This window comes from Streptomyces sp. CA-106110 (assembly GCF_050936285.1).
Classification (GTDB): Bacteria; Actinomycetota; Actinomycetes; order Streptomycetales; family Streptomycetaceae; genus Streptomyces.
This window is the reverse complement of sequence record NZ_JBNJNB010000001.1, coordinates 9,062,901-9,082,537: the sequence shown is the minus strand read 5'-3', so window position 1 is coordinate 9,082,537 and position 19,637 is coordinate 9,062,901. Positions and strand designations below refer to the sequence as shown.

13 protein-coding genes are annotated in these 19,637 nt (G+C 71.8%); 3 read left to right on the top strand and 10 right to left on the bottom strand.

Going from position 1 to position 19,637, the window contains the following annotated elements:
* Positions 1 to 155 precede the first annotated feature (155 nt).
* From ACQEXA_RS41840 to ACQEXA_RS41815, 6 genes are all read right to left on the bottom strand, one after another.
* Positions 156 to 731 carry a hypothetical protein gene (locus ACQEXA_RS41840; RefSeq protein WP_432926119.1) on the bottom strand — a complete coding sequence of 192 codons (576 nt, stop codon included), beginning with the start codon at positions 729 to 731 and terminating at the stop codon, positions 156 to 158.
* Positions 716 to 1,849 (bottom strand): ParA family protein, encoded by a 1,134-nt coding sequence (locus ACQEXA_RS41835; RefSeq protein WP_359391644.1) that lies wholly within the window; start codon positions 1,847 to 1,849, stop codon positions 716 to 718. The genes ACQEXA_RS41840 and ACQEXA_RS41835 overlap by 16 nt, the downstream gene beginning before the upstream one ends.
* Before the next feature lie 409 nt (positions 1,850 to 2,258).
* A complete protein-coding gene (ald, locus tag ACQEXA_RS41830) occupies positions 2,259 to 3,383 on the bottom strand; it encodes an alanine dehydrogenase (protein WP_433132673.1) in 1,125 nt (374 codons plus the stop codon).
* A 135-nt stretch (positions 3,384 to 3,518) separates the two neighbouring features.
* Positions 3,519 to 5,588, bottom strand: a complete 2,070-nt coding sequence (locus tag ACQEXA_RS41825; protein ID WP_432926121.1) for a tetratricopeptide repeat protein — start codon at positions 5,586 to 5,588, stop codon at positions 3,519 to 3,521.
* A gap of 194 nt (positions 5,589 to 5,782) precedes the next feature.
* Entirely contained in the window at positions 5,783 to 6,409 is a 627-nt protein-coding gene (locus tag ACQEXA_RS41820; RefSeq protein WP_359391642.1) for an NUDIX hydrolase, read from the bottom strand.
* 85 nt (positions 6,410 to 6,494) lie between these two features.
* Positions 6,495 to 8,162, bottom strand: a complete 1,668-nt coding sequence (locus ACQEXA_RS41815; protein ID WP_432926123.1) for a CTP synthase — start codon at positions 8,160 to 8,162, stop codon at positions 6,495 to 6,497.
* A gap of 467 nt (positions 8,163 to 8,629) precedes the next feature.
* Between ACQEXA_RS41815 and ACQEXA_RS41810 the strand changes: the two genes are divergently transcribed.
* The 3 genes from ACQEXA_RS41810 to ACQEXA_RS41800 all read left to right on the top strand — a co-directional run bounded on the left by ACQEXA_RS41810 (position 8,630) and on the right by ACQEXA_RS41800 (position 13,601).
* Complete coding sequence (locus ACQEXA_RS41810; RefSeq protein WP_432926125.1) at positions 8,630 to 10,432, top strand: glycoside hydrolase family 15 protein; 1,803 nt, start codon at positions 8,630 to 8,632, stop codon at positions 10,430 to 10,432.
* A gap of 97 nt (positions 10,433 to 10,529) precedes the next feature.
* The gene (locus tag ACQEXA_RS41805) at positions 10,530 to 11,912 is read left to right on the top strand and encodes an FAD-binding oxidoreductase (protein WP_432926127.1); all 1,383 of its coding nucleotides are present in this window, start codon (positions 10,530 to 10,532) and stop codon (positions 11,910 to 11,912) included.
* Between the two features lie 48 nt (positions 11,913 to 11,960).
* Complete coding sequence (locus tag ACQEXA_RS41800; RefSeq protein ID WP_433132671.1) at positions 11,961 to 13,601, top strand: PucR family transcriptional regulator; 1,641 nt, start codon at positions 11,961 to 11,963, stop codon at positions 13,599 to 13,601.
* A 153-nt stretch (positions 13,602 to 13,754) separates the two neighbouring features.
* On the opposite strand, the gene ACQEXA_RS41795 is transcribed toward ACQEXA_RS41800, so the two are convergent.
* The 4 genes from ACQEXA_RS41795 to recN all read right to left on the bottom strand — a co-directional run bounded on the left by ACQEXA_RS41795 (position 13,755) and on the right by recN (position 19,603).
* Positions 13,755 to 15,308 (bottom strand): CehA/McbA family metallohydrolase, encoded by a 1,554-nt coding sequence (locus tag ACQEXA_RS41795; RefSeq protein WP_432939041.1) that lies wholly within the window; start codon positions 15,306 to 15,308, stop codon positions 13,755 to 13,757.
* 324 nt (positions 15,309 to 15,632) lie between these two features.
* Positions 15,633 to 16,769 (bottom strand): glycosyltransferase family 4 protein, encoded by a 1,137-nt coding sequence (locus ACQEXA_RS41790; protein ID WP_432926131.1) that lies wholly within the window; start codon positions 16,767 to 16,769, stop codon positions 15,633 to 15,635.
* Positions 16,770 to 16,955: 186 nt separating this feature from the next.
* Positions 16,956 to 17,846 carry a hypothetical protein gene (locus ACQEXA_RS41785; protein ID WP_432926133.1) on the bottom strand — a complete coding sequence of 297 codons (891 nt, stop codon included), beginning with the start codon at positions 17,844 to 17,846 and terminating at the stop codon, positions 16,956 to 16,958.
* Positions 17,847 to 17,884: 38 nt separating this feature from the next.
* Positions 17,885 to 19,603, bottom strand: coding sequence for a DNA repair protein RecN (recN, locus tag ACQEXA_RS41780; RefSeq protein ID WP_359391756.1), 1,719 nt, complete (start codon positions 19,601 to 19,603; stop codon positions 17,885 to 17,887).
* Positions 19,604 to 19,637 lie beyond the last annotated feature (34 nt).

Genomic DNA, 19,637 nt, shown 5'->3' with positions numbered 1-19,637 from the left:
CGGGGTCTCTTCGAGGGGCTCCGCTTCCGCGGGAGGCACATCCGGGGCCACCGGTGCGGCGCCCGGCCCGCGCCCCAGCGCACGCCGGCGGCCGGCGGAGCCGGGGGCGGATGAGGAGCCGTCGTACGAGGTCATAGCCGTCGCAGGCTACCTGCTCATCGCCCCCGGAGCCGACGCACGAGGATGCTGGCGTCCCCCCGGGACTCCAGATCCGCCAGTACGACGGCGACCGCCTCACGCACGATGCGCCCGCGGTCGACCGCGAGCCCGTGCTCACCCCGGAGCACAAGACGTGCGTGCTCGAGGTCCATCAGTTCTTCCGCGGACACGTACACGGTGATCTTCTCGTCGTGCCGCTCCCGCCCGCTGGGCCGCCGGCCGGCCGCGCGCGCCCGCTTGCGCGACTGGGCCGTCGAAGAGGCGGGAGAACCTTCCTGCGCCGCCTGCCGGCGCGCGGACCGCTCCGCGGCCTGGGACCGCGTGCGGGACTCCCCCACCTCCGCCTCGGCCGTGTCCGCCGCGACGTGCTCGTCACCCTCCCCGTCACCGCCCTGGACGGGCACCGACGGCGGTGCGTCCTCCGTCGCGGCCGTCGCGTCGCTCTCGCCCGCAGGAGCCGGCACCCGGGCCTCGCCGTTGGCCTGGCGCCTGGGAGAGGACGACTGGAGCGCCATTCCCCCGGTGGTACGGAACAGTTCGTCGGCCCCGGGCAGACTCACTCGGCGTGACACCGGGCGAGCACCTCCCTGGCGAGCTGGCGGTAGGCGGCGGCACCGACGGAGTTGGAGGCGTACGTGGTGATGGGCTCGCCGGCGACCGTGGTCTCCGGGAAGCGTACGGTCCGGCCGATCACCGTGTGGTAGACGTGGTCGTCGAATGCCTCGACGACACGCGCGAGAACCTCACGGCTGTGCACGGTCCGGGAGTCGTACATCGTGGCGAGAATGCCGTCGAGTTCGAGCTCGGGGTTGAGTCGCTCCTGGACCTTCTCGATGGTCTCGGTGAGCAACGCGACACCACGCAGCGCGAAGAACTCGCACTCCAGCGGCACGATCACCTTGTGCGCGGCGGTGAGCGCGTTCACGGTGAGCAGGCCGAGCGAGGGCTGACAGTCGATCACGATGTAGTCGTAGTCGGGCATCAGCGGCTTCAGCGCCCGCTGGAGCGTCGACTCGCGCGCGACCTCGGACACCAACTGGACCTCGGCCGCGGACAGGTCGATGTTGCTCGGCAGCAAGTCCATGTTCGGGACCGCGGTCTTCAGCAGGACCTCGTCCGCGGACATGCCTCGCTCCATGAGCAGGTTGTAGACCGTGAGGTCGAGCTCCATGGGGTTGACGCCGAGGCCCACGGACAGCGCGCCCTGCGGGTCGAAGTCGACGAGCAGCACACGGCGGCCGTACTCCGCGAGCGCGGCACCCAGGTTGATGGTCGACGTCGTCTTGCCGACGCCGCCCTTCTGGTTGCACATCGCGATGATCTTCGCCGGGCCGTGGTCGGTCAGCGGGCCCGGGATCGGGAAGTACGGCAGCGGACGGCCCGTCGGGCCGATGCGCTCGCGGCGCTGGCGGGCCGCGTCGGGCGCGAGCGTGGCCGCGTACTCGGGATCGGGCTCGTATTCGGCGTCGGGGTCGTAGAAGTGCCCTTCGGGCAGTTCGTCGTAGTCGGCGAAGTGGTTGTGGACCCCGCCACTTCCGTTGCCGGCCATGGCGTTCACGTGTTGGCCATCCAAGCTTTGATGTGCTGTCTCAGCCAGGTAAGGGCTCTGGCTCTGGTGGGCAGCGAAGGTACGGACAGCGACGGAGCCGACAGCCTCGAGCCCCGTGGGGCCCGTGCCCCGCGCAGGCATTCCTGGTTGACCACCCCCGGGAGCAAATGTCGACTCATTCACAAGTCGTCTTACCTCCTTGGTGACCAGGAAACTTCTAGATAGGTCAGCGTGGCACCATGCCGACGGTTGGCGACTCTATGGCGTGTCGGCGGTCCGCAGCAACACAATCCGCCGGACCCGGCCCGATGTGTCGGCAATGAAACATCCCGCTGTCAAGGGTGTCCGGGCACCGTTCGCCAGGTTTCACCGATGTACGAAACGGTGGAAGGGTTGCGTTCGAGGCGAGTTGAACGAGTGCCGCAAAGTGACCATACACACACCCGGCCGGACCTTGCCGGACAAGGTCCGGCCGGGTGCCGGGTGTTGACGAGGCGTGTTGACCTATCGCCTTGTAGTGCCGGGTAATCGAACCCGGGTCGCGGCCCGCTCAGCCGATGAGGGTCTCCAGGTCCACGTGCTCGAGGCCGTGCGCCTCGGCGACCTCCTTGTAAACCACCTTGCCGTCATGGGTGTTGAGGCCCTTGGCCAGCGCGGCGTCGCGGCGCAGCGCCTCGGCCCAGCCGCGGTTGGCGAGCTCCACGATGTAGGGCAGCGTGGCGTTCGTCAGCGCGTAGGTGGAGGTGTTGGGGACAGCGCCGGGCATGTTGGCGACGCAGTAGAAGACCGACTCGTGGACCTTGAAGGTCGGCTCGGCGTGCGTGGTGGGACGGGAGTCCTCGAAGCAGCCGCCCTGGTCGATCGCGATGTCGACAAGGACACTTCCCGCCTTCATCCGGGAGACCAGCTCGTTGGTGACCAGCTTCGGGGCCTTGGCACCCGGGATGAGGACGGCGCCGACGACGAGGTCGGCGTCGAGGCAGGCCTTCTCGAGCTCGAAGGCGTTGGAGACGACCGTCTGGATCTTCGTGCCGAAGATCTTGTCCGCCTCCTTCAGCTTGTTGATGTCCTTGTCGAGCAGGGTCACGTGGAAGCCGAGACCGATGGCGATCTGCGCGGCGTTCCAGCCAGAGACGCCACCGCCGATGATGACGGCCTTGCCGGCCGGCACGCCCGGGACACCGCCGGGCAGCACACCGCGACCGCCGTTGGCGGCCATCAGGTGGTAGGCGCCGACCTGCGGGGCCAGCCGGCCCGCCACCTCGGACATCGGGGCGAGCAGCGGGAGCGCCCGGTTCGGCAGCTCGACCGTCTCGTACGCGATGGCCGTGGTGCCGGACTCCAGGAGGGCGTCCGTGCACTCCTTGGAGGCGGCCAGGTGCAGGTAGGTGAAGAGGATCTGGTCCTTGCGGAGGCGGTGGTACTCCTCGGCGACGGGCTCCTTGACCTTCAGCAGCAGGTCGGAGGTGGTCCAGACCTCGTCGGCGGTGTCCAGGATCCGGGCGCCGGCGGCGATGTACTCCTCGTCCGGGATCGAGGAGCCGACGCCGGCGTTCCGCTCGACGACGACCTGGTGGCCGTTGCGCACCAGCTCGTGCACGCCGGCGGGGGTGATGGCCACCCGGAACTCGTTGTTCTTGACCTCGCGGGGGATGCCGACCTTCACGTCGATCACGGTCCTTGACTCAGGGAATGTGGGGCATTGAACTGCATACCCGGACGTGCAGGGGCACATCGGGAGACACCGCCGAAGAATGTGCGGCAGAGCCAGTTTAATGAAGGCGTTCCCGCTGTCTAGCCTTTCATTGCATCAATCTTCAGCTGACGCACTGCGGATTTCGTAGGCGTTACCGGCGGGTTCCTGGTTTTCGGCGTCTTCCGGACCCACTTCACCCAGCATTCGCGAGGCGGCCCCCCGGTGCAGACCGGCGGCCGCAGGCTCGCCGAGGCGTTCGAGAGTGTCGGCCAGCCTGAGCTGCAGCGCCGCCTGGAGCCGTACATCCTCGGCGCGCCGCGCCCACTCGACCGCTTCCTGGCAGGTGCGCAGCGACTCCTCGGGCCGGCCGGCGTACTCCTGGACCCGGGCGAGCTCGCTCAAGGCCCGTGCGTGGGCGGCGACATCGTCGTTCCTGCGGTGTCCCGCCACCGCCGCGCGCCAATTGCGGAGCGCCTCGCCGTAGCGGCCCGCGTAGGTGTGGACGGCCGCGATGCGGCCGTAGAGCCGGGCGGCGTCCGCGCCCTCGTCGCGGGCGAGCCGCTGGGCGAGCGCCCGGCCGTACCAGTCGGCGGCCCGGTCGTAGTCGCCCAGCTCCTGGTGGGCGCCTGCTACGGATTCCATTGCGCGCGCCGTCGCATACGGGTCCTCGGCGCGCCGTCCGGCGTCCAGCGCGGCCCGGTAGCGGGCCAGCGCCTCCGTCGTACGGCCGGTCTGGGCGTCCAGGTCAGCGAGGTTCAGCAGGGCCGCCGCCTGCTCACGGGGCAGGTCGCGGCGCTCGGCGACATCGAGTACCAGCCGGTGGATGCCGTACAGTTCGGGCGCCGCGGCCTGGGTGCCGAAGTGCGCCACCATGGCCCTGACCAGCGCGGCCATGAGGCGCCTGGCCAGGGTGTCCAGCTCGCCGTCGGCGACCGCGAGGCGGGCCGCGGCCAGCAGCGCGGGCTGCCGTACGCGCAACCAGTCCTCCGCGGCACGGGGACTCTCGAAGCGCAGGGCCTTGGGCAGTCCGGCCAGCTTCTCGCGGGCCTGCGGGCTGTCCGTCTCGGTGATCGCGCGGCAGGACTGCAGCAGCCGTACGGTCCGCTCCAGCATCCGCGCCCGGGCCAGCTGCAGCTCGGCCGGGCGGTCCTGGCTGCCGCTGAGGCCTCGCAGCAGGGGCAGCAGACAGCCGGGTACCTCGTACTGCGGTACGGCGCAGGCGACGCGTCGCAGGAAACCGTGGGCCGTGAACTCCTCGAGGGCGGTGCGGGCGTCGTCCACCGAGCAGCCGGCGAGCGCGGAGGCGGTGTGCGGGTCCACGAGGCCGGCGGGGGCGAGATGGAGCAGGCGCAGCATCCGCTGGGCGGTGCCCGGCAGCCCCGCGTGGGCGAGCCGGAAGACCCGGGCCAGTGGCGGTCCCTCGTCGCCGCCGGCCCGCAGCTGCTTGCCGAGGTCGGCGACGCCCGCCTTGGGACGGGCGGCCAGCCAGCCGCCGGCCAGGACGAGTGAGGCGGGGTGGCCTGCGCACTCCTCGACCAGCCGTTCGGCGGCGCTCGGGTCGACGGTGACGCGCACCGATCCGGTGTACCGCGTGAGCAGTTCCTGGGCCGACTTGGTGTCGAGTCCGCCGAGGGTGCAGGGACGGACGTCCGCGATACCGGTCAGCGGGCCCTCGGAGACGGCGACGACGAGGCAGTCGGGAGCCTCGGGCAGCAGCGGGTCCACCTGCTCGGCGGTCATGGCGTCGTCGAGCAGAAGCAGCACGCGACGACCCGCCAGGCCCTCGCGCACCGCCTGGCCCAGCTCGTCCCCGTCGGCGCCCGCGGGGGCGCGCAGGCCGAGGGCGGTCAGCAGTTCGCGGGCGGTGCGCTCGGTCGGTACGGGTGTGCCGTCGGGCTCTCTGAGGCGGGCCCGGAGCACGCCGTCCTCGTAACGGTGTGCGACCTGGCGCACCAGTTCCTCGGCGAGCGCGGTGCGGCCGCAACCGGGGCGGCCGGCGATCAGCAGCACCCGGGCCCGGGGCGCCTTGCGGCCGGAGAGGGTGTCGAGTCCCGCACGCTCGATGTCGAGCATGAGTTCCTTCAACTCCCGTGTGCGGCCGAGGAACTGACCGTCCACGGGGGCGGCGGGCCGCTCGCCCCGGCACAGCTCGACGCCGGGTGTCTCCACCGCCTGATCCGCCACGGGCCACGCTCCCGTCCCACTGCGCACACGGGCCCGCCGATGCCTTGGGGCGGGTCGTTCCCAGAGCCTAGTTGACGCTCTGCGACGATCCCGGTGGACCACGGCGGGCACATCCCCCGATCGGATCAGCCGATGGTACGACCGCCATGGTCGGAGGGTTGTGAGGCCCGTGAGCGAAGGTGCCTCAGGGGTGGTCAGGCCTCGAAGGGCCGTGCCGGCCACGGCGCCTCGGCCGGGCGCAGGGCGTCGAGACCGTCGCCGCCACGCGCGGCGAGGAGTGAGAGGACGCCGACCACGAGGCAGTTGTTGTGCAGCTCGCCGGCGAGCACGCCCCGGGCCAGTTCCTGGACCGGGATCCTGGCCTGCTCCATGTCGGCCTCCTCGTCCTCCACCTCGAAGCGCCGGCCGTCCGCCTCGGACAGACCTCGGGCGAGGAAGATGCGCACCGCCTCGTCGCAGCCCCCGGGGGTGGTGTAGACGTCGGTCAGCACACGCCAGTCCTCGGCCTTGACGTGCGCCTCCTCGTACAGCTCGCGCTGGGCGGCGTGCAGCGGGTTCTCACCGGGGACGTCGAGGAGTCCGGCCGGGATCTCCCAGAGCTTGTGGCGCACCGGGTGGCGGTACTGGCGGATGACCAGGACCCGGTCGTCGTCGTCCAGGGCGAGGACGGCCACCGAGCCGGGGTGCACCTGGTAGTCGCGGCGGGCGACCGAGCCGTCGGGCATGACCACATCGTCGGTGCGGACCGAGGTCTTCTTGCCGACGAACGGGGTCTGACTCGCCCTGACCTCCCACTCCTCGGGGGTGTCCTTGATCGTCATGTCGCCCTGTTCCTCCCACGCCCTCGCGCGAACCGGGGTACGCCTCCCGCAGGACGCGCACCCCGGCCACCGTACAGCTCTTGTGTCACTTGCCGTTCTTGCGCTCGACGGCCGCCTTGACCAGGCCGGCGAAGAGCGGGTGCGGCCGGGTCGGACGGGAGCGAAGCTCGGGGTGCGCCTGCGTCGCCACCAGGTAAGGGTGCACTTCGCGCGGGTACTCGACGTACTCGACGAGCTTGCCGTCCGGCGACGTGCCGGAGAACACGATGCCCGCCTTCTTCTCCAGCTCGGCCCGGTAGGCGTTGTTCACCTCGTAGCGATGGCGGTGGCGCTCCTCGACGTACTCCTTGCCGTCGTACACCTCGCGCACGATCGAGCCCTCGGCTAGCTTGGCCGGGTACATGCCGAGCCGCATCGTCCCGCCCATGTCGCCCTCGCCCGCCACGATGTCGAGCTGCTCGGCCATGGTGGAGATGACGGGGTGGCCGGTGGCCGCGTCGAACTCGGTGGAGTTCGCGTCGGAGATGTCGGCCAGGTTGCGCGCCGCCTCGATCACGATGCACTGCAGGCCGAGGCAGAGTCCGAGCAACGGGATCTTGTTCTCGCGGGCGTACTGGATGGCGCCCACCTTGCCGGACACACCGCGGTCGCCGAACCCGCCCGGGATGCAGATCGCGTCCGCGTCGGACAGCTGCCTCTTGGCGCCCGCCGGGGTCTTGCAGTCGTCGGAGGTGACCCACTTGATCTTCACGCGGGCCTTGTTGGCGAAGCCGCCCGCGCGAAGCGCCTCGGTCACCGACAGATAGGCGTCGGGCAGGTCGATGTACTTGCCGACCAGGGCGAGGGTGACCTCGTGCTCCGGGTTGTGGACGCGGTCGAGCAGGTCGTCCCAGGTCGTCCAATCCACGTCGCGGAACGGCAGGTCCAGCTTGCGGACGACATAGGCGTCCAGGCCCTCGGTGTGCACGACCTTCGGGATGTCGTAGATCGAGCGGGCGTCGGGGCAGGCCACGACCGCCGCCTCGTCCACGTCGCACATCAGGGAGATCTTGCGCTTGATCGCGGTCGGGACCTCGCGGTCGCAGCGCAGGACGATCGCGTCCGGCTGGATACCGATGTTCCGCAGGGCGGCCACCGAGTGCTGGGTCGGCTTGGTCTTCAACTCGCCCGAGGGACCGATGTACGGCAACAGTGAGATGTGCACCACGAAGACGTTGTCACGGCCGACCTCGTGGCGGACCTGGCGCACCGTCTCCAGGAACGGCAGCGACTCGATGTCACCCACCGTGCCGCCGACCTCGGTGATCACCACGTCCACCTCGTCGGTGGCCATGCGCCGGATGCGGTGCTTGATCTCGTTGGTGATGTGCGGGATGACCTGCACCGTGTCGCCCAGGTATTCGCCGCGCCGCTCCTTGGCGATCACCGTCGAGTAGACCTGCCCGGTGGTGACGTTGGCGGAGCCGTCCAGATCGCGGTCGAGGAAGCGCTCGTAGTGGCCGATGTCCAGGTCGGTCTCGGCGCCGTCGTTGGTGACGAACACCTCACCGTGCTGGAAGGGGTTCATGGTGCCCGGATCCACGTTCAGGTACGGGTCGAGCTTCTGCATGACGACGCGCAGGCCCCGCGCCTTGAGCAGCATGCCGAGGCTGGACGCCGTCAGGCCCTTGCCGAGCGAGGAGGCGACACCCCCGGTGACGAAGATGTGCTTGGTCGTCGTGGCTTTGCTGGTTCGGAAAGCAGCGGGCGGCATGGCCAAGAGGGGGCTCCCGTGGTCGCGGTCTGGTGCGGTCCGGCTGGTCCTCCGAGGGATGTCGGGGGTGCCGTCGCTGCGGTTCGGGGGTTTCGTGCCCACCGGTCCACGGGCTACCAGCGTATCAGCGCCCGGGCGGGACTGCTTCCGGCCACGCTCCGCGCATGTGTCACCACAGACGCGCAACAGTCACCCGCGCCCCACTCGTTCGGCGCACTCGCGTTATCCGGAGCGGCGCGCGGATCATGGAGGTGCGTCGTATCCTGCTCGGACACTCGCTGCCGAGCACATCCGGAAAAGGGCACCACCCCCCGCCCGTCACCGGAACAACAAGAGCTCGTCAGATCGTTGAACATCGACTGCTTCTTTTCCGAATGGGTCGGTGGACAACGACTTTCTCACCAACCCCCATGACCGCAAGAGCGACCGCCCCTCGAGGGCGACGTGGCCGTTCGACTGGAGTTCAATTGGCCGGGCGCATCGAAGACTACGCACTCATCGGAGACATGCAGACCGCGGCGCTGGTCTGCCGGGACGGCACCGTGGACTGGCTGTGCCTGCCCCGTTTCGACTCCCATGCCGTCTTCGCAGCACTGCTCGGCACGGAGGAGCACGGCTTCTGGCGGCTCGGGCCGGCCCACGCGCCGAACGCCCAGCCGCCGACGGCGACCCGGCGCTCCTACCGCGGTGACTCCCTGATCCTCGAGTCCGAGTGGGACACCCCGCGCGGCACGGTCCGGGTCGTCGACTTCATGCCCCCGCGTGACGGCGCCCCGCAGCTGATCCGCATCGTGGAGGGCGTCACCGGCCGGGTGCCGATGCGGTCGGCGCTGCGCATGCGGTTCTCGTACGGACGGGTCGTGCCCTGGGTCCACAAGCACGAGGGCCGCACCGTCGCCGTCGCCGGACCCGACTCTGTGTGGTTCGACACCCAGGCCGAGACCTACGGCAAGGGACTGACGACGTACGCCGACTTCACCGTCGCGCCGGGCGACCGGATCGCGTTCACCATCTCGTGGCAGCACTCGCACCAGAAGCCGCCGCCGCTGCCGGAGCCCGAGCAGTCGCTCGAGGCGGCCGAGGACTTCTGGCGCGAGTGGGTGGAGCACTGCACGTACCACGGTCCGTACCGCGAGGCGGTGGTCCGCTCCCTGATCACGCTGAAGGCCCTCACCTACGGGCCGACCGGCGGCATCGTGGCCGCACCCACGACCTCGCTGCCCGAGGAGATCGGTGGCGTGCGCAACTGGGACTACCGCTACACCTGGCTGCGCGACGCGGCGATCACCCTGTCCTCACTGCTGCGCACCGGCTACCGCGAAGAGGCCCGCGCCTGGCGCGAGTGGCTGCTGCGGGCCGTCGCCGGCGATCCCGAGAACCTGCAGATCATGTACGGCATCGCGGGCGAGCGGGAACTGGGCGAGGCCGAGCTGGACTGGCTGCCCGGCTACGAGAACTCGGCCCCGGTGCGCGTCGGCAACGGCGCCGCCCACCAGCTGCAGCTCGACGTGTACGGCGAGGTCACCGAGGCCCTGCACCTGGCCCATATGACGGGCCTGGCCCGCAACGACTACGCCTCGCTGCTCCAGTTGAAGCTGATCCGCTACCTGGAGCAGCACTGGGACGAACCGGACGAGGGCATCTGGGAGGTGCGCGGGCCCCGCCGCCACTTCGTGCACTCCAAGGTCATGGCCTGGGTCGCCGTCGACCGCACGATCAAGCTGATCGAGTCCGGCGACGCGGACGGCCCGCTGGAGAAGTGGCGCGAGTTGCGCGACGACATCCACCGGGACGTGTGCGAGAAGGGCTACGACAAGGAGCGCAACACCTTCACACAGTCCTACGGATCCAGGGAACTGGACGCCTCGCTGCTGCTGATCCCGCAGATGGGCTTCCTGCCGCCGGACGACAAACGCGTGATCGGCACGATCGAGGCGATCCAGCGCGAGCTGTCCACCCCCGACGGCTTCATCCTGCGCTACCCCACCGCGGGCGCGGAGGAGGGCGTGGACGGGCTGCCGGGTGACGAGGGCGCGTTCCTCGCCTGCTCCTTCTGGCTGGCCGACGACCTCGCGATGATCGGCCGTGTGGACGAGGCCCGCAAGCTCTTCGAGAAGCTGCTCGCCCTGCGCAACGACCTCGGCCTGCTCGCCGAGGAGTGGGACCCGCGTCTGCAGCGGCAGGTCGGGAACTTCCCGCAGGCGTTCAGCCATGTCCCGCTGATCGACACCGCCCTGCGGCTGACCGCGTCCGGCGCGTACGGCGGCTGAGTCCGCCCCTCCGCGCGCCGCCGCCGAACAGGACCGGTGCGCCGTGCCCGCCTAGGCTGAAGGCAGATGTGTCCTCTCGCTGGAAGGGGCGGCTGCCATGGCTCCCTCGTCGAAGGCGGGCGCGGCGCTCGCCGTGCTCCGCGAGGACCTCGAGGGCGAGGTCCTCGCCCCCGGTGACTCGGGCTACGACGAGGCCCGGACCGTCTTCAACGCGCTGATCGACCGCCACCCGGCCGTGATCGCGCAGTGCGAGGGGACGGCCGACGTCGTCCGGGCGGTGCGCTTCGCCCGGGACCTGGATCTGAAGATCGCGGTCCGCGGCGGTGGTCACAGCGTCGCGGGCATGGCGCTGAACGACAACGGCCTGGTCGTGGACCTGCGCCGGATGCACGCGATCACGGTCCATCCCGGGTCCGCGTCGGTGCGGGTGGAGGGTGGCGCCCTGATGAGCCATCTGGACCGCGCCACCCAGCCGCACTCTCTCGCCACCACCGGGGGCCGGGTCTCCACGACCGGCGTCGGCGGCTTCGTGCTCGGCGGCGGCAACGGCTGGCTGGACCGCGCCTTCGGCCTCGCCGTGGACAACCTGCTCGGCGTGGAGCTGGTGACCGCCGACGGCACCACGGTGCTCGCGACCGCCGCGGAGAACCCCGAGCTGTTCTGGGCCCTGCACGGCGGCGGCGGGAACTTCGGCGTCGCCACCGCGCTCACCCTCAAGCTGCACGAGCTGCCCGAGTTCTCCGTCGCGCTGCTCATGTTCCTGCCCGAGACGGGCCCGGAGGTGGTGCGGACCTACCGCGACATCATCGCCACCGGACCACCGGAGGTGGGCGGCGCCGTGCTGTACATCACGGGCCCGCCCGAGCCGTTCGTCCCCGGGCACCTGGTCGGCACACTGCTGTGCGCCGCACTGGTCACCTATGTCGGCGGCGAGGAAGGCCTGCGCAAGTTCGCCCAGCCGCTGCTGGCGCTGCCGCACGAGGCGGAGGTCGTCGCCGCGATGCCCTACGCCGACCTGCAGTGCATGCTCGACGATCCGCCCGGGCTGCGGAACTACTGGTCGGTCGAGTACGTGACCGGCCTGCCCGACGAACTGGTCGAGGTCTTCTGCGCCCGCGCCCCCGCGATGCCCGTGCCCTCCGAGTGTCAGCATGTGCTCTTCCCGCAGGGCGGCGCGATCGCCTCCGGACCCGGCGAGTACCCGGTCCCCTACCGGGGTGCGGCCTGGACCGTGCACCCCTTCGGCGTCTGGGAGGACCCGGCGGACGACGAGCAGGCTCTGCGCTGGGTCAGGGACCTGCGCGCCGACGTACGGCCCTGGAGCACCGGGGCGGTCTATCTGAACTTCATCGGGGACGAGGGCAGGGACCGGGTGGTGGCCGGCCTCGGCACCGAGAACTTCAATCGGCTGGCCCGGGTCAAGCGCCAGTACGACCCGGACAACGTGTTCCGGTACAACCACAACATCCCGCCCGCCTGACCGGGGCCGGCGGTGCGCCCGGGGCCTTTGCGCAGGTAGCGTCACCGCATGGACAGCCGTTTCGACCCCGAGGACACCCAGGGCACCGGAATCACCGTGCGGCGGGCGCTGGAACTGCCCGGGCTGCGCAGCGGGCTGCCGGAGGTGCTGGCCGGCGCCGACCGGCTGCACCGGACGGTGCGGTGGGTGCACGCGGGCGAGGTCCCGAACATCGCCTCGCTGCTCAAGGGCGGAGAGCTGCTCCTGACCACCGGTTACGGCCTCGGCACCCGTCCCGCCGACCAGCGTGCGTTCGTCCGTACGCTGGCCGAGCGCGGTATCGCGGCCCTGGTGGTGGAGCTCGGCCCGCGCTTCGCCCGGCTGCCCGCCGCACTCGTCGAGACGGCCCGCACGGCCGGGCTGCCGCTCGTCCAGCTGCACCGCGAGGTGCCGTTCGTGGCGGTCACCGAGGAGATCCACACCGAGATCGTCAACGGCCACTACGCCCTGCTCCAGCAGGCCGAGGAGGTGCACCGCCGCTGCACCGAGGCGCTGCTCGGCGGCGGCGGGGTGCCCCAAGTGCTCACCATCCTGGCCGACTTCAGCGGCAATCCGGTGTTCCTGGAGACGGCCGACGGCCAGCTGCTGTACGCCGCCGGGACGGGCCCGGCGGACACGGACCCGCTCCAGGTGTGGGAGGGCCTGCGGGGCCAGCACAAGGACGAGCCCCCGGCCGGGACGACGCTCGTCGACGTGCCGGGCGGCGGGCCCGGCACCGGTTCCGTGCGGGCCAGGCTGGTGCTGCTGCCGGTGAGCGCGCCGGTCGCGCCGGTGCATCGCATCGCCGCCGAACGGGCCGCGGGCATCCTCGCGGTGGTACTGATGCAGGCCCGGCAGGAGGAGGAGCTGGCGGCGCGCGGGCGCGGTGACTTCCTCACCGACCTCGCCGAGGGCCGGATCGCCGCCGAGGATGCACCCGCGCAGGCCCGGGTGCTCGGCTTCAGACCGGGGACCGGCCCCCTGCTGCCGGTGGTGATGCGGCTCGCGGACGGACTCGCCCCGGGCGGCGGGGGCTGGGCGGTCCTGGCGCGGGCCGTCGCGGAGGAACTGGCCTCCGTGGGCGTGCCGGTCCTGCTGGGTGTCCGGCCGGTGGAGGGCCGGGTGCCGCTGCTGCTGGGTCTGCGTTCGGAGTCGGAGCGCTCGGCGGTCGCCGACCGGGTGGCGGCGGCGCTGCGGGCGGGAGTTGAGCGGGCCGGGATACAACGCCCCGGTGTGCGGCCGCCGGTCGTCGTGGTCGGCGTCGCGGGCGGCTGGGCGGCGGCATCGGCGGGGCTGCGGCACGCGGCGGAGACGGCGACAGCGGCACAAGGGCTGCCGGAGCACCCCTGGTACGACGCCCGCCGCCTCGACATCGACCTCCTGCTGTGGCGTCTGCGCGACCACCCGGACCTGGCGGCCTTCGTGGACCGTGCCATCGGCCCGCTGCGCGAGCACGACCTGCGCTCCAGGCCACCGCTGTTGCCCACGCTGGAGACGTATCTGGCGCATGCGGGCCGCAAGGCGGAGACCGCTCGCGAACTGCATCTGAACCGGCAGACCCTCTACAACCGGCTCGCCCGGATCGGTGAGTTGCTGGGCACGGACCTCGACGACCCGCAGACGGTGCTGGCCCTCAGCCTGGCGCTGCGGGCCCGGAGGCATGTGCCCTAGGTGTGCTGCGCTGGGGCGTCGGAGACGGACCGCGCAAGGACGGCTCCGTCGCCGGCAGCACGCCGAAGTGACGCCTCACGTCGGCTCCGACGTGCCGCCGGCCGGGCGCGGCGAGGGGCGAGCCCCGCCGCGCCCAGTAACTACAGCCGAACGTCAGCCTCGCGACGTCGTGTTCAGGAAGATGGGGTTGGTCAGCGCGGCCATGGGGCCGAACAGCAGGGCGTCGCCCATGGTGTTGCCCTGACCCGGGCTGCCGTCCGCCATCGGGTGACGCACCTCGGCGCGTACGTACGCCGCGAGCGAGGCCGTCGTCCGCCACACGACCGTGCCGGAACCGGCGGCGCCCACCGACTCCTGGTGCATCTGGCCCTCGTCGGTGATGAACCGGACCGTGCCGTGGGGCACGCCCTGCACGTCGAGGCGGACGTCCACCGGCGCCTCGGCGGGAACCTCCAGCTTCTCGCCGATGCCGGCCTGCTTGCCGTGGCCGCTGGCGGTGAAGGTCAGCTTGACCGAGGACGACTCCGCGATCCAGCTACGGCCCGCGCGGATACCGTCCGTGATGGGGTCGGTGGCCAGGTCGTCGGCGAAGACAACGTTGTGCGGGAGACCGATGACCTGCGGGTCGCTGTGCGCGTCGCTGTTGCCCATGGCCGGGAGCCAGCGCTTGCCGGTGCGGACCGCCTCACCGAGCTTCTGGTCCCAGGTGCTGACCGCGTGCTCGTCGTCGTAGGTCCACGGTCCGGTCCACACCTCGGTGGCGTCGGCGTCGTCGAAGCCGAACTTCCACTGGCAGGCCACGTACGCGCAGTACATGTGTGCGGGAACCACAAGGCCGCCGGCGCGGTGCACCTGTCGTGAGAAGCGGCCGAACGCGTCGTCGCGCGAGCGGTAGCGCCAGTCGATCCACTCGCCCGCCGGAAGGCCGAGGGCCAGCCAGTGACCGTTGCGGGTGGTGACCTCCTCACCGGTCATGATCAGCAGGTCCGGTCTGGCGTACTCGCCCCACACCGCGTGCGAGGAGGACGTGTTGTGGTCGGTGGAGACCATGAAGTCCAGCCCGGCGGCACGCGCACCGGCAGCGACCTCGCTCGGCAGGCGCTTGCCGTCGGAGTAGACCGTGTGCAGGTGGCAGTCGCCGCGGTACCAGTCACGGCCACGGCCCTTGGCCCGCTGCGGCGGGTACTTCGTCACGAAGGCGGGCCCGGGCTCGCCGTAGGTCAGCGTCACCTGGACGCGGTAGTTCATGCCCTGCGGCGCCACCTGGTACGGGCCGAGCACGATGTGCCAGGTTCCGGCGTTGACGGGGCCGGGCAGGTAGCCGGGGGTGGCGTCGCTGTTGCTGATCTCGAACGAGGTGCGGAAACCACCGGACCAGCCGCGGAAGCCACGACCGCCGAGCGCGATCCCCCGCTCGTCGAACACACCGACGTCGCAGGAGTTGCCCGGGGTGCCGGAGGCGACGGCCGGCTTGTCGTAGGAGTACGACACGGCGATCTTCTGCACGCCCTTGGGGACCTCGACGGGGAGGTAGACGAAGTCCGCGACTCCGGTCTCCAGGAACCCGGTGATGACGCGGGTCTCGTCGCCGCTGGTCGGGGCAGTGCCACCGGAGGTGCCATCGGCCGCGTGCGCGAAGGAGACCGGGGCGAGGGTCAGCGCGGCGGCACCGGCCATCCCCGCGGTGAGCAGCCGTCGCCGCCCCATTCCGGCGCCCGCGTTGTCGGCACCCGCGGCGTCGGGTTCGAAGGGTTCCGCGTTGTGCTCGCAGTGTCCGTCAAGGCACATGTTGTCCTCAGCAAGGTCGGTGAAGGGTGCACGATGAATGCGCTGGAAGCGTTCAGACCCTGATCCGGCTTGGTGGACGGCGGATGATCTCGGAATGACCGGTCTGCGGCTCCCGGGCATCGACCTGCGGCAGTTGTCCGGATCACGCAGCGAACGCGCTGGTCACGGTCGTTCGTCGAGAGGCGCCTCGTTGCCCCGCGTGCCGCTCGCGGTGGTCGCCCTCCGGGAGAAACCTCGGCGCGTCTACGCGTAGGGCACGATCTGCGTCAACTCATCGTAGACGCTGAGGACTTGTGCCACTGTCTCATCCTCGGTCGGCCAGCCGGCGGCCTGCCGGGTGCCCTGCTCCTTCAGCAGCTCGCGCCGCGCCGGATCACCGAGGACCCGTACGACGGCGGTGGCGAGCGCCCCCGCGTTCCCGTACGGCACAAGTTCGGCCGCGTCGCCGACCAGTTCGCGGATGCCGCCGACATCCGTGGCGACCAGCGGCACCCGGGCGTGCAGGGCCTCCTGGGCGAGAACGGACCGGGACTCCCAACTGCTCGTCAGCAGTGCGAGGTCGGCGGCGGCCAGCAGTTCCCCGGCGTCCTCACGCCGGCCGAGCAGCCGCACTGGCAGTCCCTCGCTGTCGATGCGGCGCTGGAGCACACCGCGCAGCGGCCCCTCCCCGGCGATGACGACCAGGGGCACCGGGTCGAGCCGGAGCCAGCCGCGCGAGGCGTCGAGCAGCATGTCGTACCCGCGGTGCCGGTCCAGGGACCCGACGGCCATGAGCAACGGGCGGTCCGTGGCGCCGAGTTCGGCGCGGATCTTGGGGTGCGGCCGGTCGGGGTCGTCGTACTCGACGGGTTTGCGGGGTGCGGGCAGAGCGACCGCGGCGAGCCGTGCGTCCCGCGCGCCGCGGCGGCGGGCCCGGTCGACGAGGTCGGAGGAAGTGCCGAGGACGAGGGAGGCGGCCCTGGCCACGCGCCGTTCGAGAAGGCGCTGGAGATGAGCGCGCGCGCCCTCGGCGTGCGCCTGTGTGTGCCAGGTGACGACCAGCGGGATGCGCCGCCCGCTCAGCGCGAGCGCGGCGCGCAGACCCGCGTGCAGCCCGTGCGCGTGCACCAGGTCGGCGTCCGCACAGGCGATACGGAGCGCGGCGAGGGCGCTGGGGTCCGTGCTGCGGGGAACGGGGATGTGCCGGCCGCCCACGCCGGTGAAGTCATAGGTGCGTTCGGCCTCGACGGGAGCGCACACGCTCACGCGCACGCCCCGTGCGACCAGACCCGAGGTCAGCATGCGCACATGCGCGCTGCTGCCCGCGCTGCCTCCGCCGAGCACCTGCACGGTGCGCAGCGGCGACCGGCCGTGCGGTGAGTGGCTGCTCGCAAGGCTCACGTGGCCGGGGCTCCTGGTTCGGCATCGGACGGTCACGAAGAAACGTACAGAAGGATCGCGCGATGAGGGTGGACCGCGCGAGGTGCTCCGCGGATGACCCAAGCATGCCAGGGCGCGGGCCTCCTGGTGCACCGGCGGGTGCGTGCGACAACCGCGGGCCGGTCCGCGGGACACCGGTGTGGTCACTCACATGGGTGAGGGAGTCGGGCGCCGGCGTCGCTCACGGCAGGGCTTGCCGGGAGCTCCGACGCGCCACGACCTCGCCGCATCGCTCACCTTCTCCCCGTACACGGCCGCGGCCACCAGGGCCGCCGCGTGGACGACGAGTCCGGCCCGGCCTTTCCCGCTCCCGGCTCCTCCCCCGCTCCCGGCTCCTCCCCCGCTCCCGGTCGCCCCCGGGCGCGGCGACCCCCATGCGGCGGCGACGGCGGTGCCGAGCGCCGCCCCGAGGGCGTGCGCGCCCGTGTCACCGATCATCGCGCGTGCGCCGAGATCCTCGGGGAGGACGGCGGCCGCGGCGCCGGTCGCGGTGGCGGCCAGTTCCCCGGCCGGGCCGCCGCGCAGCAGACCCGGAGCGCCGAGCGCGAGGACGGCACCGGCGGCACGCCCGGGGCGTACGTCCATGAGGTTCACGAAGTGCGCGGCCCCCGCGATCACCACACCCGCGAGCACCTTGTCCACGGGCCGCTCCTTGAGCGCTGCTCCGGTGGCCAGCGCGGCGGCGGAGATACCGAACAGCTTCACGGCACCGCTGGTGATCTCGCCTTCCCAGAGAGCCGAGAGGTGGGCCCGGAATCCGCGTCGCGGGTCACCGGCACCAGCCACGTCGTCGCAGGCACCGCACGCTCCGGCGGCGAGCACCGCCGCCCCGGCCGCGGGGTGGACGCGCCACGCACCGAGCGCTGCCGCAGCGGCCAGCGCGGGACCCGGGTACAGCCCGACGGTCCGGCCCGCGTGGTTCGTGCGCTCCCAGCGGTGACGCCCGCCCGGAGCCCTTGTGCGCAGGACGGCGGTCGCGGCGCGGGTGACGGCCGCGGTGAGTCCGAACGAGACGATCCTGGGGATGCGCGTGATCATCCCGTCACCCTACGAGAGCCGTCCGGTGCGGGCGGCCGCTACCCGTCGGCCCGCGCCGTCGCCAGCAGTTCCTCGGCATGCGCCCGGGCCGTCTCCGAGTCCTCCTGGCCGGCCAGCATCCGCGACAGTTCGCGGATACGCTCCTCGCCCTGCAGAACCTTCACGCCCGAGCGGGTCACCGATCCGTCGTTCGTCTTCTCCACCAGCAGCTGCCGGTCCGCGAAGGCCGCCACCTGCGGCAGGTGGGTGACGACCACGACCTGCGCGCTCTTCGCGAGCCGGGCCAGGCGCCGCCCGATCTCGACGGCCGCCTTTCCGCCGACGCCCGCGTCGACCTCGTCGAAGAGGTACGTGGGCACGGGGTCCGTCCCCGCGAAGACGACCTCCACGGCGAGCATCACGCGGGACAGCTCGCCGCCCGAGGCGCCCTTGGCGATGGGCCGCGGCGGCGCGCCGGGGTGGGGTGCGAGCAGCAGCTCGACCTCGTCGACGCCCGACGGCCCGTAGGCGACCGTACGCCCGCCGACCTCGACACCGTCCGGGTCGTCCGTCTGCCGGAGCTCGAACGACACTCGCGCGTGCGGCATGGCGAGCGAGGCCAGCTCCGCGGTGACGGCGGCGGCGAACCGCTCGGCGGCCTCCGTCCGCGCGTCGGTCAGCGCCTGGGCGAGCGCGCCCAGCTCGGTGCGCAGCCCGTCCCGCTCGGCGGTCAGCTCCTCGATCCGCTCGTCGTCGCCGTCGAGTTCGGTCAGCCGTGCGGCGCTCTGCTCGGCCCATGCGAGGACGGCGCCCACGTCCTCGCCGTACTTCCGGGTCAGTGCGTTCAGCGCGGCCCGCCGTTCCTCGACGGCGGCCAGCCGCAGCGGATCCGCGTCCAGGTCGTCGGCGTACCCGGCCAGCTCACCGGCCACATCACCGAGCAGGATCCCGATCTCCCCGATCCGTTCGGCGAGCCCCGCCAGCGCCGGGTCGTGCGACCGCACCGCTTCCAGGGCCCGGTGCGCACCGGCCACCAGCGTGGAGGCGTCGACGCCCTCGGGGTCCTCCGGATTGCCCGCCAGCGCGGCGTGCGCGACCGTCGCGGCGGAGGCGAGCGCCTCCGCGTGCCCGAGCCGCTCCGCCTCCTCGGCCAGCTCCACGTCCTCGCCGGCCCGGGGCTCCACGGCCGCGATCTCCTCGAGCCCGAAGCGCAGCATGTCGGCTTCCTGGGCCCGCTCACGGGCGCGGGTGGTGATCTCCTCCAGTTCGGTGGAGACGGCCCGCAGCCGCCGGTAGGCCTCGCCGTACTTGGTGAGCGGCACCGCGACCGCGTCACCGGCGTACCGGTCGAGTGCCTGCCGCTGCCGCGAGAGTTTCAGCAGTCCCTGCTGGTCGGTCTGCCCGTGGACGGCGACCAGTTCGTCGGCCAGCTCCGCGAGCACGCCGACGGGCACGGAACGTCCGCCCAGGTGCGCACGGGAGCGGCCCTCGGCGGAAACGGTACGACTGATCAGCAGCGCCCCGTCGTCCAGCTCGGCCCCGGCCTCCTCGGCGCGTACGGCCGCGGTGGCGCCCTCGGGCACGGTGATCCGCCCCTCCACGACCGCGTTCTTGGCCCCGATCCGTACGAGCGCCGGGTCGGCGCGTCCGCCGAGCAGCAGGGCCAGGCTGGTGACGACCATGGTCTTGCCCGCACCCGTCTCACCGGTCACGGCGGTGAAGCCGGGTGACAGCTCGACGACCGCGTCGTCGATGACTCCGAGCGACCGTATCCGCATCTCCTCCAACACGGAGAAGACCTTACGAGGTCGG

Coding starts and splice junctions, on each gene's coding strand:
- ACQEXA_RS41835 (WP_359391644.1), bottom strand. CDS start 1,849: ATGCCTGCGCGGGGCACGGGCCCCACGGGGCTCGAGGCTGTCGGCTCC.
- ACQEXA_RS41820 (WP_359391642.1), bottom strand. CDS start 6,409: ATGACGATCAAGGACACCCCCGAGGAGTGGGAGGTCAGGGCGAGTCAG.
- ACQEXA_RS41815 (WP_432926123.1), bottom strand. CDS start 8,162: ATGCCGCCCGCTGCTTTCCGAACCAGCAAAGCCACGACGACCAAGCAC.
- ACQEXA_RS41805 (WP_432926127.1), top strand. CDS start 10,530: ATGGCTCCCTCGTCGAAGGCGGGCGCGGCGCTCGCCGTGCTCCGCGAG.
- ACQEXA_RS41800 (WP_433132671.1), top strand. CDS start 11,961: ATGGACAGCCGTTTCGACCCCGAGGACACCCAGGGCACCGGAATCACC.
- ACQEXA_RS41795 (WP_432939041.1), bottom strand. CDS start 15,308: ATGGGGCGGCGACGGCTGCTCACCGCGGGGATGGCCGGTGCCGCCGCG.
- ACQEXA_RS41785 (WP_432926133.1), bottom strand. CDS start 17,846: ATGATCACGCGCATCCCCAGGATCGTCTCGTTCGGACTCACCGCGGCC.
- recN (WP_359391756.1), bottom strand. CDS start 19,603: ATGCGGATACGGTCGCTCGGAGTCATCGACGACGCGGTCGTCGAGCTG.